At 40.0% G+C, this 15464-nt stretch carries 10 protein-coding genes; 4 read left to right on the top strand and 6 right to left on the bottom strand.

The window, feature by feature from the left end; translation table 11 throughout:
• Positions 1-27: 27 nt before the first annotated feature.
• The 4 genes from CBM24_RS24505 to CBM24_RS24490 all read left to right on the top strand — a co-directional run bounded on the left by CBM24_RS24505 (position 28) and on the right by CBM24_RS24490 (position 7292).
• Positions 28-3615 (top strand): DUF4450 domain-containing protein, encoded by a 3588-nt coding sequence (locus CBM24_RS24505; protein WP_088163064.1) that lies wholly within the window; start codon positions 28-30, stop codon positions 3613-3615.
• Positions 3616-3691: 76 nt separating this feature from the next.
• Positions 3692-5848 (top strand): hypothetical protein, encoded by a 2157-nt coding sequence (locus CBM24_RS24500; protein WP_088163063.1) that lies wholly within the window; start codon positions 3692-3694, stop codon positions 5846-5848.
• A gap of 1 nt (position 5849) precedes the next feature.
• Complete coding sequence (locus CBM24_RS24495; protein WP_088163062.1) at positions 5850-6038, top strand: hypothetical protein; 189 nt, start codon at positions 5850-5852, stop codon at positions 6036-6038.
• Positions 6039-6254: 216 nt separating this feature from the next.
• A complete protein-coding gene (locus tag CBM24_RS24490; protein WP_088163061.1) occupies positions 6255-7292 on the top strand; it encodes a GntR family transcriptional regulator in 1038 nt (345 codons plus the stop codon).
• A 107-nt stretch (positions 7293-7399) separates the two neighbouring features.
• Here CBM24_RS24490 and CBM24_RS24485 read toward each other — a convergent pair whose 3' ends face one another.
• The 6 genes from CBM24_RS24485 to CBM24_RS24460 all read right to left on the bottom strand — a co-directional run bounded on the left by CBM24_RS24485 (position 7400) and on the right by CBM24_RS24460 (position 15205).
• Positions 7400-7972 carry a DUF4136 domain-containing protein gene (locus CBM24_RS24485; RefSeq protein WP_075994305.1) on the bottom strand — a complete coding sequence of 191 codons (573 nt, stop codon included), beginning with the start codon at positions 7970-7972 and terminating at the stop codon, positions 7400-7402.
• Between the two features lie 283 nt (positions 7973-8255).
• Positions 8256-9899, bottom strand: a complete 1644-nt coding sequence (locus tag CBM24_RS24480; protein ID WP_088163060.1) for an NAD+ synthase — start codon at positions 9897-9899, stop codon at positions 8256-8258.
• A gap of 944 nt (positions 9900-10843) precedes the next feature.
• On the bottom strand, positions 10844-11437 hold the full coding sequence (locus CBM24_RS24475) for an FKBP-type peptidyl-prolyl cis-trans isomerase (protein ID WP_088163059.1): 594 nt from the start codon (positions 11435-11437) through the stop codon (positions 10844-10846).
• A 202-nt stretch (positions 11438-11639) separates the two neighbouring features.
• Positions 11640-12311, bottom strand: a complete 672-nt coding sequence (locus tag CBM24_RS24470) for a hypothetical protein (protein ID WP_088163058.1) — start codon at positions 12309-12311, stop codon at positions 11640-11642.
• Positions 12312-12386: 75 nt separating this feature from the next.
• A complete protein-coding gene (locus tag CBM24_RS24465; RefSeq protein WP_088163057.1) occupies positions 12387-12854 on the bottom strand; it encodes a thioredoxin family protein in 468 nt (155 codons plus the stop codon).
• Positions 12855-12868: 14 nt separating this feature from the next.
• Positions 12869-15205 carry a TonB-dependent receptor gene (locus CBM24_RS24460; RefSeq protein WP_088163056.1) on the bottom strand — a complete coding sequence of 779 codons (2337 nt, stop codon included), beginning with the start codon at positions 15203-15205 and terminating at the stop codon, positions 12869-12871.
• Positions 15206-15464 lie beyond the last annotated feature (259 nt).

Raw genomic sequence — 15464 nt, 5'->3', positions numbered from 1 at the left:
TAGCTAATTCATGAAATAATTATTGATATGATACGAAAGTATTTGATTTTTTGCGGCTTGCTAGTTGGGACTATCCTGGAGATAGCTGTTGCCCAGTCAAAACATTGGCAAGATAACGACCGTGTACTGCATTATACCGAGGATAAAGGAGATTTCTTACTGGTGAATGGAAGATATCGATTTAATCGTGCTCTTTATGGTAATAACCTGGCATCCCGTGTAGAAGTAGGCGATTTACCTGAATTTGCACTGTACATGCCGGGGATGGCAGGGAACTTACAGTTTGTTCTCAGCAATAAACAGCAGCGAAAAAAAGTGATTGATGCCGATCATATTGAGACAAGGTATCGACCCGGAGCTATGTATTATCGCATCAAAGATGCTTTACTTGGAAATGGTTATATCGATATCGTTGTGATGGCGCAGGCCGATGCCGAAGGGATGATCGTAAAATTACAGGCGGCGAATATTAAACCGGATGCACATCTTTACGCTGTCTATGGGGGAGCTAGCGGAAAAACATTCAGTAGAAATGGCGACATAGGCGCAGATCCAGAATCGGGGTTTTATCTTCTTCCTGGATATTGTGAACATAATCAATATACACTGGAAAAAAATAGTTTTGGACTTAAGTATCAAAATAAGAAAAATGAGCCCCAATTTATTCAGGGTAGTTTTTCAGGACTCTCAGCACTGCGGATGTCAGATGCTACCGTTTTGGATGATCTCTCTAATCTGACGAAAACGGAGAATAAGGGTAGTCCTATCCTTGTCGGGAAATTTATGCTGACTAAAAAATCAAGTTATATTCAAATCGCTAAAGGGAAGCGTTCTGCTGCGGAATTTTCTGAAGGCTCATTAGAAAAGATTTATGAGCTGGCGGATCAGAAAAGGGTTTCGCTGGCTAGTCGGGTTAAAATAAACACACCGGATCGATACATCAATAATTTGGGGGCAGCGCTTTCGGTTGCCGCTGATGGAATTTGGGAATCGCCTACTTTCTTGCATGGAGCTGTGGCATGGCGTATGCGTTTGAATGCTTGGCGGGGAGCTTACACCGCAGATGTATTGGGATGGTATGACAGAGCGAAAGAACATTTTTCGAGTTATGCGAATTCGCAGGTTAGCGAACCCGCTGCTGGACGGGTGGTGATGGATACAACTTTGCACTTAGCTCGACATTTGGAAAAAATGGGTACTTCTATGTTTTCAAGCGGCTACATTTCTCGGAATCCAAATAATAATACGGTACCCCATCACTACGATATGAACTTGGTCTTTATCGATCAATTGTTGTCACATTTTAATTATACAGGGGATGTTGCTTATATCAAAGAGATGTGGCCAACGCTGACTCGGCATCTCAACTGGGAAAAGCGAAATTTCGATCAGGACAATGATGGCTTATACGATGCCTATTGTGCAATATGGGCAAGTGATGGTTTACAATATTCCGGTGGCGCGGTCACGCACACAACCGCCTATATGTACCGTGCCAATCAAATAATAGCCAAACTCGCAAAGGTAATAGGTGAGGATGCGACGCCCTACCAACAAGAAGCAAATAAGATTCAAAAAGCGCTAAAAGATCGACTTTGGTTGCAAAAGAAAGGTCATTTTGCCGAGTTCCAGGATGCGCTTGGCAATCAGCTTATACACGAAAATGCGGGTTTGTGGACCATTTATCATACCGCAGACGCTGCTATTCTAGATGATTTTGAAAGCTACCAAAATCTCCAATATGTAACTAATTATTTGCCAAAGATTCCTATTCATATCAAAGGACAGGAACAGCACGACCTGTATACATTGCCGACGACGACATGGCAGCCTTACACTTGGTCGGTCAATAATGTTGCTTTGGCAGAGAATCTACAGACAGCATTGGCCTATTGGCAATCTGGTCGGGCGGATGATGCCTATCAGCTCTGGAAAAGTAACCTTATGGAAAGTATGTATCATGGGATCAGTCCCGCCAACTTTCAGCAGCTTTCCCACTATGATGCATTTAGAGGCGAATTATACCGTGATTTTGCCGACCCAATTGGTGTAGCATCTCGTACATTAGTCGAAGGATTATTTGGCGTGCATCCACGTCTACTGGACAAACAATTGTTTCTTAAACCTGGTTTCCCATCGACATGGAATTTTGCACAGATTGAAATGCCGGAATGGAGTTATACGTATAAGAAAACTAAAACTGCTATTACATTTCAGATTAACACGCGTTATGCGATGCCCGTAAAACTTGCTTTGGAAGTTCCCGTAGATTTTACCCAGGTGAGTGCTGTTAAAGTCAATGGAAAAGAAGTCAAGTGGTCATTAAAATCTTCCGCTATAAATGGGGCATGTATTGTTGTTGAATCTGAAGCTGAGCGGAATTTCGACATCACGATAATGGGGGATGGTAAACTCGAAAAGATGGATACCAAAAATGTGGAGCAAGTATTCACCGATCAATGGGCTTTTCCATTACCTGCTAACACCCAATTGTTGGAAAGCTACGATCCTCAAGGAATTATCCAAAAGAAAGCCGGTCACAAATTTTCTTTTGTCCAGCATGAGCGGGTAGGAACCTTTTTCGTGAAGCTTCAGCAGGGAGTTATGGTTTGGTGGCAGGCAGTTGATATTCGGCTATTACCGCCTGTAAATTCAACTATTCTGCGTAAAGAGCGAAACTATTTTTTGACGATGGAAAACCGTTCTGCTCAGCCACAACAACTGGTAATTGATCATCAGGATTTTCAAACAGCCTTCAGCTTGAGATCAGGAGAAATAAAGAAATTGGAACTTCCCATCAATAGCTTTTCAAAGGGAACAAATAGCGTTAATCTGGTTGTGGGAACTTATCGCCAAACAGTAGATTATATCGATTGGAATATCGATGATAAACCTGATTTTTTAGCGGAAAATTTATCGAGTTATTACAACGCGCGTTTGACGGATATCTTCAAACAGAAATACCTTTCGCCAAGATCGGAAGGGCCAACCTTGCAGTTGCCTTGGCAGGGAATAGGCAATTGGTGTTATCCATTGACGACGGCAAATATTGACGACAGGGGAATCATGAAAAAAGGCAAGCAAGGGGATCTAATATACCTAGGTATTCCGTTTCAGCTAAAAAATGACTCCAAAAATGTGGTCTTTGTCAGTCAGTGGGATAATTATCCAAAAAGCGTCAAAATACCTTTAGCCGGCCAGGCCAGCAAAATGTATCTCTTGGTCGCCGGTTCAACAAATCCGATGCAATCCCAGCTTATCAACGCCAAGATTAAGGTCAATTATACTGATGGAATTTTTGATACGTTAGATCTCATCAACCCTATCAACTGGTGGCCTATCGAACAGGATTACCTCGATGATAATCACGCTTTTGAACTCCCCGATGAACGAATTCCTTACCGAATCAGTCTGAAGTCTGGAGAGCTTTATAAGGGCGGAACCTGGAGTCATTATACCGATATCAAGGGGTATAGCAATCGTGCCATTGATGGTGGAGCAGCTTCATTATTGGACTTGCCTCTAAACAATAAAAAGAAACTTCAATCAGTAGAGCTTATCGCCGTCGCAAACGATGCGGTCATCGGTCTGATAGGTCTCACTTTAATGCGATAGATAAATTGAGAATGTACTCCGGAATTTCCGGAGGAATCTTGAACACGAATATAGTATGCATAAAAATCCAATATAGATGAAAAAGAAGTTTAGTATTATTTTCACTTTCCTTGTAAGTGTTCTAAGCCCTATGTTAGTCCTAGCTCAACAAGGAACCAAAATTAATCGGGAAAATGTCGTTAAAAGGCACAATGTCTCCAATCATACCATGGATACATTAGCTTCGCTCACAGTCGGTAATGGGACCTTTGCCTATACGGTCGATGCTACAGGAATGCAGTCTTTTCCCATTTATTATAAAAATGGGGTTTCCTTGGGAACACAGTCCGAGTGGGGATGGGATTCTTTCCCCAATACAAAGAACTATAAATTCGAAGAAACATTAAAATCCTACGACTTTAACAGCGAAGGGCGGAACGCGCAATATAGTATCCAATTGAAAGAACCGGAACGCAATGCAGAAGCTGTAAACTATTTTAGGGAAAATAAACACCGTCTGCAATTGGGTAATGTGGGCTTGGAACTTTATTTGAAAAACGGGCAACGGGCAACTGCACAACATATCCAGGCTATTCGACAGGAGCTGAACCTTTGGACGGGTATTATCACAAGTGAATTTCAAATTGAAGGAGAACCTGTCTCTGTAAAAACGACATCGTATCAAAGCAGTGACCGCGTTGCAGTACATGTCGCTTCACCATTGATTGCACAGCAAAGACTGAAAATATTTGTACACTATCCTTACCCAAGCGGAAAATTTTTGGATGAAGGTACCAACTATGATCAGGTGAATGATCATAAAACAACGATCGTAGCTCAATCTGCACATGTTGCAGTAATAAATCATCAGTTGCAGGGAGCCAGTTACTTTACACAATTGAATTACTCACAGGGAACTTTAAAAAATACGGCTTCACACTATTTTGTGTACCAACCGGCTGCTACGCTTGGAGAATTTGATTTTTCATTTGCATTTGCGCCCACAAACAATTTTGATAAAAAGAGCGTAGGATATATTGATGCGGTAGGTGAAAGTGTAAGGTCCTGGAAGCATTTTTGGGAAAGTGGTGCTGCGGTTGACTTTGCGGGTAGCACAGATCCGAGAGCCAATGAGTTGGAAAGAAGAGTTGTACTCTCTCAATATCTGACAAAAGTACAATGCGGAGGAAGTAATCCACCTCAAGAAACAGGCCTCACTTTTAATAGTTGGTATGGAAAGCCACACACGGAAATGCATTGGTGGCATGCTGTGCATTTTGCATTATGGGGACGTCCTGAAATCATGGAAAAAACATTGGATTATTATTTTAGAACCTTTGAAAAAGCGAGAGAACTCGCAAAACGACAGGGCTATCAAGGGGTTAGATGGATCAAAATGTCCGATAACGAAGGGAATGAAAGCCCCTCATCGGTAGCTGCATTTTTAGTTTGGCAACAGCCACATATTATCTATATGACCGAATTGGCCTATCGGGACAAAAAGGATCTCGCTGTCCTAAAAAAATATAAGGATCTCGTATTTGCCACAGCTGATTTCATGGCCGACTTTGCAGATTATGATCAGGAAACGGGTCGCTATAATGTAGGCAAGGGAGTTATTCCTGCACAAGAAGTTTTCAAAGCTTCCGAGACGATGAACCCGACGTATGAGGTCGCCTATTGGGATTGGGCACTTCGTATAGCGCAACAATGGAAGGAGCGTCTGGGAGAACTAAGAGTGACCAAATGGGATCAAGTTATTGAAAAACTGGCCCCCTTACCAAGTAAGGACAACGTCTACTTGGCTACTGAAACTGCTCCCGATTCTTATACGTACGATCGTTGGATGACGGACCATCCCGCGGTACTCGGTGCATTAGGGATGGTTCCTGAATCACCGAAGCTAAATAAAACGGTGATGAAAAACACACTGGATGTCGTTTGGGAGAAATGGCATTGGGAAAAGACCTGGGGGTGGGATTTTCCCATGACGGCCATGAATGCTGCTCGTCTGAATCTTCCCAATAAAGCGCTGGATGCATTATTTATGAATGTCCAAACCAATACCTATCTCAAAAATGGACATAATTATCAAGATGGACGCCTGCGGATCTATTTACCAGGTAATGGTGGGGTGCTCGCGACCGTAGCGATGATGCTTGAAGGATGGGACGCTTCCAACAGTGATTTACCAGGGTTCCCAAAAGATGGCTCATGGGTTATAAAGAAAGAAGGATTTAAAAAAATGCCCTAATATGATGAAGAAAATAATATTACTATTGCTTTTGGGTTGTGGAACAGTATCGACGAAGGCTCAGGAGTTGCCCGTTAAGTCAACGATCGTACGTTCTTTAAGCAGTGTAACCATAACTTGTACAATCTTAAATATACACCTTCGTCCGAAACAAAAGAGGAATATTAAACTGTTCATTGAAAAACAGTAGTATGGTGTAGAATAATGAAATCGGACAGATTCTATACTATTGCAATAAATAATTTAGCTTACTACGTTGGAGAATGTATCCGTGAAAATGATGCTAAGGCGACAGGTCCTTTTATTATGGGCTGTGTAGAGGCTGGGTTTTGAAAAGCGAGTTTTAAGTATTTTTTTTAAATATTTATAAACAAATCGTTAATTTTATAATTAATAAAATCTAACAATGACCAATTCCGTAAATCAATTTTTAAAAACTTTAGAAATTAGCGATTTTTCTGCCACACCTAAGTATTTGCAATTGGCAAATACAATTATCGATGCTGTTAAAAATGAAACATTGGTCAGAGATGATATGCTCCCTTCTATTAATGAGCTCAGTGCATATCTGGAAATATCACGTGACACTGTAGAAAAAGCATACCGCTATCTTAAGAAAAATGAAATTATAGCATCTAATCCCGGAAAGGGGTATTATGTAAATAAAACGGATGTAGAATCCAAACTTAAGATAGCACTCTTTCTAAATAAACTAAGTGCCCATAAAAAGATAGTATACGATTCCTTTGCAAAAGAGCTGAGTGATTATGCCAACTTGGATCTATTTGTATACAATTCAGACCTATCGTATCTGAATACATTGTTGGGAAGCTTAACGAAAACATATGACCACTATGTTTTATTCCCCCATTTCAAAGAGGGAAGGGACAAAGCGCCGGATATCATTCGTAAGATTCCGGCAGAGAAACTAATGTTATTGGGTAAGTTTATCGAAGATGTGCCCGGAGATTTTCCTGCAGTCTACGAAAATTACGAACATGATATTTACTCCGCATTGGAGGAAGCTAATGAAGTGCTGAGTAAGTACAAAAACTTAAAACTTGTATTTCCTGACTATAGTGATTTTCCAAAAGCTATTATTAAGGGCTTTTATAAGTTTTGTCAACAATATGCTTTTGAACACGAGCTCGTATCCGACATTGATGAAGAGAAAGTAGAGAAAGGAACATGTTACATTAATATTATTGAAGATGATCTGGTGAAATTGTTGAACAAGGTTATTCAGAAAAAACTGGTTATAGGAAAAGATGTTGGTATCATTTCCTATAATGAAACTCCATTGAAAAAGTTTATCCTGAATGGTATTACAACAATATCAACTGATTTTGAAATGATGGGGCGATTGGCTGCCGAATTGATCAGAAGTAAATCAAAGGATCGTGTTGAAGTCCCATTCTATTTAAAGCTTAGGCCTTCTGTATAGACAAAAAAAACAGGCTAATCGTGCTGATTAGCCTGTTTTTTTTGATAAATATTTTCTAGCTCTTTGCGTATTATGATGCAATAATCAAAAAAGCAGCTAGTTGATTTTTATTTCTTTAACGTCTTCACAGGGAACAAATCAATAACACCTTTTGCAACCTTGCTGATGTTATTAATTGCTTTTTCTGGATTGTCAACATCGCCAGAACCACGTGCCTGCCAGATCACTGCGTTTGTTTTACGATCGATGGCTTCGATAATCAAATGGCCATAACGATAGCGTTCTTTTGCAACTGGGTAATAACCGCCGCCATAGTAATATGGTGAAAACCATGGACGGTACCAGCCCCAGGGGCCCCCCCAGCCGTAATAACCGCCGCCACCATAGACCAAACGGCTTTTATTGTTGACAATGGTAATATACCGAAATAGTAAATCAGGATTATCTTTAGAATATTGTAGGCCCTTTGCCTCCAGCGCGGTATTCGCGGCATCCAGGATATTGGCTTTGGCGATATCGTTGTCAAAATAAGACTTCGAAAGCGAGTCTACCGGAGGTAACCAGGCATAGGTCTTGAAAGGAGTAAAATCCATCTTTTCTACCCGAGTGGTATTGTATTGATAAGACGAACATGATGCGAGTGCGACGCAAAGCACCAAAAATAATAGAATCTTTTTCATCGTAGTAATTTATTTATCAACTGTGATGAATCTACCATGAGTATTTTGTCGCTGCATTGGACAACCACACTCATGATGGTTCATGGCCTATATGGAACTTATATTTATTTAACTAATTTGTTTTTATTTTTTATCCGCATACCTTTCAATTGTAAAAATAGTACAGTTGACGGTCTTCATGGCAATTGTTTTTTACCGTCCGGGATGCGATCATCCTTTTTGATTTTACAATCTATTACTTTAGACAAAAAACTATAAATATGGTTTAATCCGAATTGTAAAATTAATAAGGATATTTTGCCACCAACGGAATCTGCCTTCCTGGACCAAAAGCTTTTGGACTAACACGCAGGATAGGCGGAGCTTGAAAACGTTTGAATTCCGCATTATTAACCAATTTACAAACCCTTTCTACTAACGATTTTTCAAAGCCCATTGCTACAACCTCAGATCCTGCTTTCTCATTTTCGATGAGTTCAAAGAGGATTTGATCTAATAGATCGTATTCCGGTAGAGAGTCCGAATCTTTTTGATCTGGTCGAAGTTCCGCAGAAGGCGCTTTTTCAATGGTATTGACTGGAATGATCTCCCTTTCTCGATTGATATAGCGCGCTAAATCGTAGGCTTTGGACTTGTAAACATCACCGATTACAGAGATGGAACCTGCCATATCACCATAGAGTGTACCATATCCCACAGCAGCCTCACTTTTGTTGGATGTATTGAGTAAAATATTGCCGAATTTATTGGAAGCAGCCATCAAAATTACCGCACGTGCGCGCGCTTGAATATTCTCTTCAGTTGTATCTGGCTGCAGCCCTTCAAAAAGAGGAGCTAAACTATGTTCGAAGGCATTGGCAATATCTTTGATCGGAACGATATAATGTTTGCAACCGGTATTGTTGACGAGATCCATCGCATCTTTTATCGAATGGTCGGAAGAGTAGACCGATGGCATCAGTATGGCTAATACATTATCGGCACCCAGAGCCTCGCAGGCCAAAGCCGCAACTAAGGCCGAATCTAGCCCGCCGGACAGACCTAAAACCGCCTTCTTGAAACCAGATTTTTGAAAATAATCACGTAGCCCGAGGATCAATGCATCATGTATAAGAGCCATCTCAGCTATAGACTCTTTCGAAGAAGCTGTGGTGGAGGTGATATTTTGTTGATAATAGGTGACAAATTGAAGATCTTCTTCAAAGCTTTTTAGTTCAGCAATTTTTGTTCCTTCATTATTCAGGGCGATTGAGCGGCCGTCAAAGATAATATCCATGTGAGCGCCAATTTGATTGACATAAATTAGCGGTCTGCCAGACTTTTTTACCTGTTGGCTGAGGACCTTGATCCGTTCATCAAAATGGGTATAGGAAAAAGGGGATGCCGCAATATTGATGAGGAGGTCTGGATTTTCTTTTCTCAGCTCTGCCATGGGGTCACCAACGTAAGAGTTGCCCCCTTCGTCATCATCCCACAAATCTTCACATATGGTTAAGGCAATTTTTACGCCGTTCAACTCGATACAATCAAAACGTCTGCTGGGTTCAAAATAACGATATTCATCAAATACATCGTAATCGGGCAAAAGGCCTTTTTTAACAATGTTTCGGACTGCCCCATGCTCAATAAATACAGCGGTATTATAAAGCTCTTTGCCCTCAGGATCACTGTTTTTGACGGGGGCTCCGATGATACAGGCGATATCCTGACAATGAGCAGCGATTTGATGAATAGCTTCATCGCATTGACGTTTAAAGGCCTTACTCCGCAAAAGATCCTTGGCAGGATAACCACCAATCGCGAGTTCGGCGAAAATAATAAGATCGGCCGTTGCTTCTTTGGCCTGTTGGATCGCGCTAATTATTTTTTTAGTATTTGCTTCAAAATTACCGATATGGTAATTCAATTGTGCTAAAGCTATTTTCATATGCTATTAATCGTCTAACTAAATAAGATACCAATTGATGTCGGATCTTCTCACAAATTTATTTCTTTTTTTTGATACTCAGACCGCCCTTGGTCGAATAAAAGCGCTAAATTATCTTCCGATCAATTGAGGGGCATCGTATTACCAGCTATGGGCTGTAAATGGAATGAATGCACAGTGAGTTCATGTTGAGTCTATCTGTTGAGCTGCTATCGTTGTAGATGTATGTTTTTTACAACGCGGGACGGTATTGAATGTGCTAAATTGTTTTAACATAATTTTAACAACGTTAAATGCTGTTAAATTTCTTGACATGAAAGCAGATCTGTAGTACCTTTGATATATCAAAAGAAACGAAAGATATTTAAAAATAATATATAAAGAACTTTTCATAATTTAGGTTAATAATTGGTTAGGTAAAGCTCGGAGTTCCCCACTTCGAGCTTTTATTTTTTCTAGACACCTGTTTCAAGTGGTGTTTCAATTTCCTTCTTTGTTTAATTAATTTAAGGTGTTGTTTATGGATCATACTATTGTCGCACAACAGCGATCTTTTTGTTACGTAAGTATAGCTTCTACCCTTTTTTCTCTTTTATTTTTTTAGCGGCAAATTAGGATCAGATAGTGATCAAATTAACTCTTTTGACAGTGCTTGTTCAGTGATCGTTCAGTGCTTGTTCAGTGATTGCTCAGTGTAGACTGAATGATCAATGACTGATCACTGTTTAAAAAGCGATTGAAAATTGTTATTAGGTATAAGTTGATATGAAAATATATCAGTTTTAAGATCTATCTTACTTTTAAGTTTTTGGATAATTTTGCTAGCATATAAAACTATCGCCCAATAAACAGATTAATCGTTGAAAACCTCCTGAACTAAAAAGCTCCTAAAATGATGTCATTTTAGGAGCTTTTATACTTTATTGCTTTAAAAGGAGCGATAATTATTTTATATCCGTTACTTCAATTACAAAATCCAATGGCGAGTTTGCCGGAATAGTTCCCACAGCCTGGTTTTGGTATCCATAAAGGGAAGGTGCCATGATATGAATTTTACTGCCCTTTTGTAGACCTTTTTCTGTTAAGCCGCCTAATTTCATGTCACCGATTTTTTGCGGAGCAAATGCGAAGGTCCAAGCAGGAATAATAGTGCTGTAAAATGGATACTGATACCCCGTGTTTGTGATGATTTCAAATTCTTTGGCAGTATCAGTTTGATCAAATACACTTCCACTCAATAATTTTCCAACGTATTTTACAGTCGGTTTAAATTTTAAGTATTTGCCATTTAATGTGTCAACCACTTTATATTCATAGTTCCCTGTTCCTTCGGCAAGAATTTCATACCAAATTCCTGTTTCGCTGTTGTATTGTGCATCAGGGTAATTTTGGCTGACGTAATTTTTAAGTGTTACAGAATCCGTTTTAAATTGTGCATTCGCATCATAAACCGGCGCATCGTCGCTTTTGTTACAGCTGATAATAAGGAAAGCGATTGCTGCAATTCCCATGAATAGTGGTGATAACAGTTTTTTCATTATATTTTTTATTGGTTTTTCAAGGAAAAGCTATTTTCTTTATGAAAGTAGCTTTGCAAATGTATATTATTTTTTCTTCGTTAAAGGTTTTCGCTATAACAATTAACATTTTGATACAGTAATTTACACTTCTGAACGTCTACTTACAAAAAAGCCATTCTCACTAGGAGAACGGCTTCGATGAATGCATTGTTTTTATTTTTTATTTAACAGCACCAACAGCTTTTAGGTCGATGGTGTATACTACTGGTGTATTTTTAGGAACAGTTACCTTTTCGCTTCCTGTTGTATATTCTACTTGATCAAAAGAATAGTAAGAAGGAGCAATAAAGCTTATTTTGTCTCCTTTTTGCAATCCTTTTTGTAATAAACCTTCAAATCTTACATCTTGACCTTGGATATTAATAATGGTAGGAATAAATGCTTGCACCCATGCTTGGCCATAAGTTTTTATGGCAACGCGAATGTCGTCATAAACTTTAGGAACACCATCTGTATTTTTGTCGAACACAGTTCCATCCATCAGTTCGCCTTTGAAGTTTAAGGTTGCAGACCACGCGTTTGCTTGTGGACCATAATAGCCGATACTTCCTGTATAACTATATGGTGTTGAGTTATCTGTTGCAAGCTCTACTTTGTACCAGATTCCTGTAGAGTCGGAAAACCGTGCATTTTCTTTCCATTTGGTTTTGGCGTATTGCTCTAAAAGAGGTGCTTGTATTCTTAATAGGGAATCCCTGCGTGCTTTTTCTTTTCTAGCAGCTTCTATTTGTTGTCTATTCAATGCATCATAATCGATATTATCTTTATTACAAGCCGTAAAAAGAACCCCCAGACACAAAAACGCCATTAATAATTTCGTGATATTTTTCATAATTTCTTAAAGTGTGTATTAATTATAAAATCCAAAACGCAGGAATAATGGAGTTCGCTACAAGTAAATGTTAAATTATTCTAAAAAAACGGCTAACTCCTTTGAGTTCAGGTATTTTTGTCGTATACTTTTTAGGCGAAATTCGCTGTCAAAACGTAGGAGAGTTGGGAAGATCATTTTTCTTCCTTGTAGCAATTGCAAAGCTAAAGGATGGTATTGTCCTGTTTTCTTTCTTTTGCTTAAGGGCCTCCATATATTTTGGTCAAAAGCAATGTCTTGGATAGATTCTGCATCTAAATGAACGGCGTAGTAGCGCTCATTGATTAATTGGACAATCTCCTTTTTTGTAAAGATTTCCTGTTCCATTTTCCGGCAATAGCTGCACCAATCCGTATGAATAAAGAGGAGCGTTTCGCGCGGTGAAACAGTCAGGAGTGAATCCAGTTGTGCAAAATCAATCCAATTTATCCGCTCCTGTCCATGAGAACAGAGCGGATAAAAGAATAGGATCAATAGCACATATATTTTTTGGAAATGCTTCATATCCCAAATCCATGTTAATGAAAATGACCAACACGAAGGCCAAATGTATAAGTTCGAGGGCGTGTTGGACCGTAGATATAATCTGAATCACGTAGCGCTCCCTTGTCAAAGTCCTTCTGAAAAGCATTGAACATGTTTTGTACACCCCCAAAAATTTCAATGCTGAAATCTTTATGTATTGGAAAGGTATACCCTAGGCGGAGATTTAATTCCACAAAGTCCCGGGCATTTTTAAGGGTCATTACATCATTTTGGATGTGTGGAACAATCATTTTCCCCGTGTACACGCCCGTCAGATCGATCGCAAATTGTTTGGTCGCTTTCAGGTTGCTATTCATATAACCATAGATATTTGGCGTACGGACATATTTCTTGGTGAGGATGTCCTGCCCGTCTTCTTTTCCTGTATAGATGAGTTGGTCTTTTTTATAGCGTGAGCGCTGGATCGTCCCACCGGTTTGGAAAGAAAACCAGGAGGATGGTGCGATATTGATTTCAATATTGGAACCGTACACCCGGGCTCCTTCACCATTTTGCATTTCCTGGATAATCAATCCATCTTTTTCAGACGCCATGACGTTGACAAACTGATTGTTTAGATCCGTGTAAAATCCTTCCACGAGCAAACTTGTTTGTACATTTCCAAAATTTTTATTGTAGCTAAAAGAACCTGTATAGGCATTGGAGTATTCGGTTTTCAGATTTTCACCGATCAATACAAATACCTGGTTTCCGCCAATGGAAGTAACGTGCATGTCCTCATTAAATGCTTGTGGTGCACGGAAACCACGTGCATAGCCGCCTCTAAATTGAAGGTCTTTTGTGATATCGTATAAGATGGTCAACCGTGGGCTAAAGGTGCCGAAGCGCTGATCTGAGTTTCGGTTTATACCTGCGAGACTATATTTACCGTCAACATAGGTGTAATCGTATCGCGCTCCGATTAACGTTTTAAAATTGCTTAAAGGCTTCCATTCGTATTGGGCATAACTGCCTAGTCCTTTATTCTGCTGATCAATGATTCGTTTATACCCTGGTATTTCATCCTGGGTATTGTTGTATGAAAACTCCACTCCGGCCGTAAATACATCTCTTTCAAAATTGTAGGTATATTGTCCCCCGGCAACTAGCGCAATATCATTTGTTTTTCCATAGGCATTTGCTGCTAATGTGCTGTCCGCAAGGGTTGTTCCGCCCCCAAGACCGCCATAGTAGCTGTCGCGAACAGTTTTCTGTACAGAGCCATACAACGACATTTTTTGCTTATAATCTGTGGAATAGTGATCGTATGTGATTCCGCCAACAAGCGAACTGGTTTCCAACTGCTCGGTGATCTGCGTCAGGTGCGGTACTTTATCGAGTTGATCACCACCGCGGCGGAACTCATTCACGGTGCTAAAATCAACCGTTATCTTATCCAGGTCACTCGGTTTGTAAAATAGTTTTGTGCCGAACGTGGTGTTACGAAGTTTGGTTATTTCCGAAAAACCATCGCCATTTGCATCGTAAGCTTCCCGATTACGGTGCATACCGTAGAATGTGGCTCCTCTTTTGAGGTCTTCCGAAACGGTAGAGGTATTAAAATCCACTGTATTATCCCAGCTTTTGCCGCCAATGAGTGAATTGGTGGATTTTACCTGCCAGTCGTTTTCTACAGGATCTTTTGTAATAATATTGATTGTTCCGGCGATCGCATTGGCACCAAATAATGCCGAACCACCACTGCGCACAACCTCAATACGATCGATCATACTCGTTGGAATCTGATCCAATCCGTACACGCTATTTAATGCGGAAAATACCGCCCTACTGTTGATCAATATTTGTGAATAGGGGCCCTCGAGGCCATTCAGGCGGACTTGTGAAAAGCCGCAATTCTGGCAATTGTTTTCTACCCGTACACCCGGCTGATAATTCAATGTTTCCGACATGGCAACAGATTGTGTCGCATTAAATAATTTTGGACCGATGACATTGACAACCACGGGGGCGTCCTTACGTTTGACGCCATAGCGTGTAGCCGAAACAACAACCTCATCCAAATTGAGGTTGTCTTCTTCCAGTTGAATTTGCAAAGGCGACTTCAACGTGTCTAAAGAGATGACTTTGCTGAAGGAGCGATAGCCCACTGCCGATATATTTAAGGTTACTTTTTGCGTTGGTATTGCAGACAGCTTAAAGTACCCATTTGGATCAGATGTAGTTGCGAGCTTGCTGTTTTTTAAAGTCAGTGTACCAGAAGGAACCGCCTCATGGTTTTTGTTAAATAAGTAGCCTTCAAGTTTTGATTGGGCGTATATAGTGGATGTACCAGCCAGTAATGTGGCCAATAAAGTGTATTGCTTTAGCATCGTAATTTTATAAAAATTTTATAAATACAGGCCTCGTATAACATGATCTGTTCCTGGTTATGAACCGCGTTCAAGGCATTGCGTCTTATCGGAAGCAGGGTAATAGCTTGTTTCCGACAAGGTAATGTATGCCAATGAGCTCACTGAAACCATAATGACAGTATTCAGCGAAGGTTTTCGCTATTGTAACAGGGACAATTCTCAAAGAAGAGGCAAATAAAAATGGGATCAAAGCGGTATTTCATGCTGTCGTTCTGGA

The organism is Sphingobacterium sp. G1-14 (assembly GCF_002196555.1).
In the GTDB taxonomy this organism is placed as follows: Bacteria; Bacteroidota; Bacteroidia; order Sphingobacteriales; family Sphingobacteriaceae; genus Sphingobacterium; species Sphingobacterium siyangense.
Note: the sequence above shows the minus strand (reverse complement) of the source record. Positions and strands in the feature narration are given on the sequence as shown.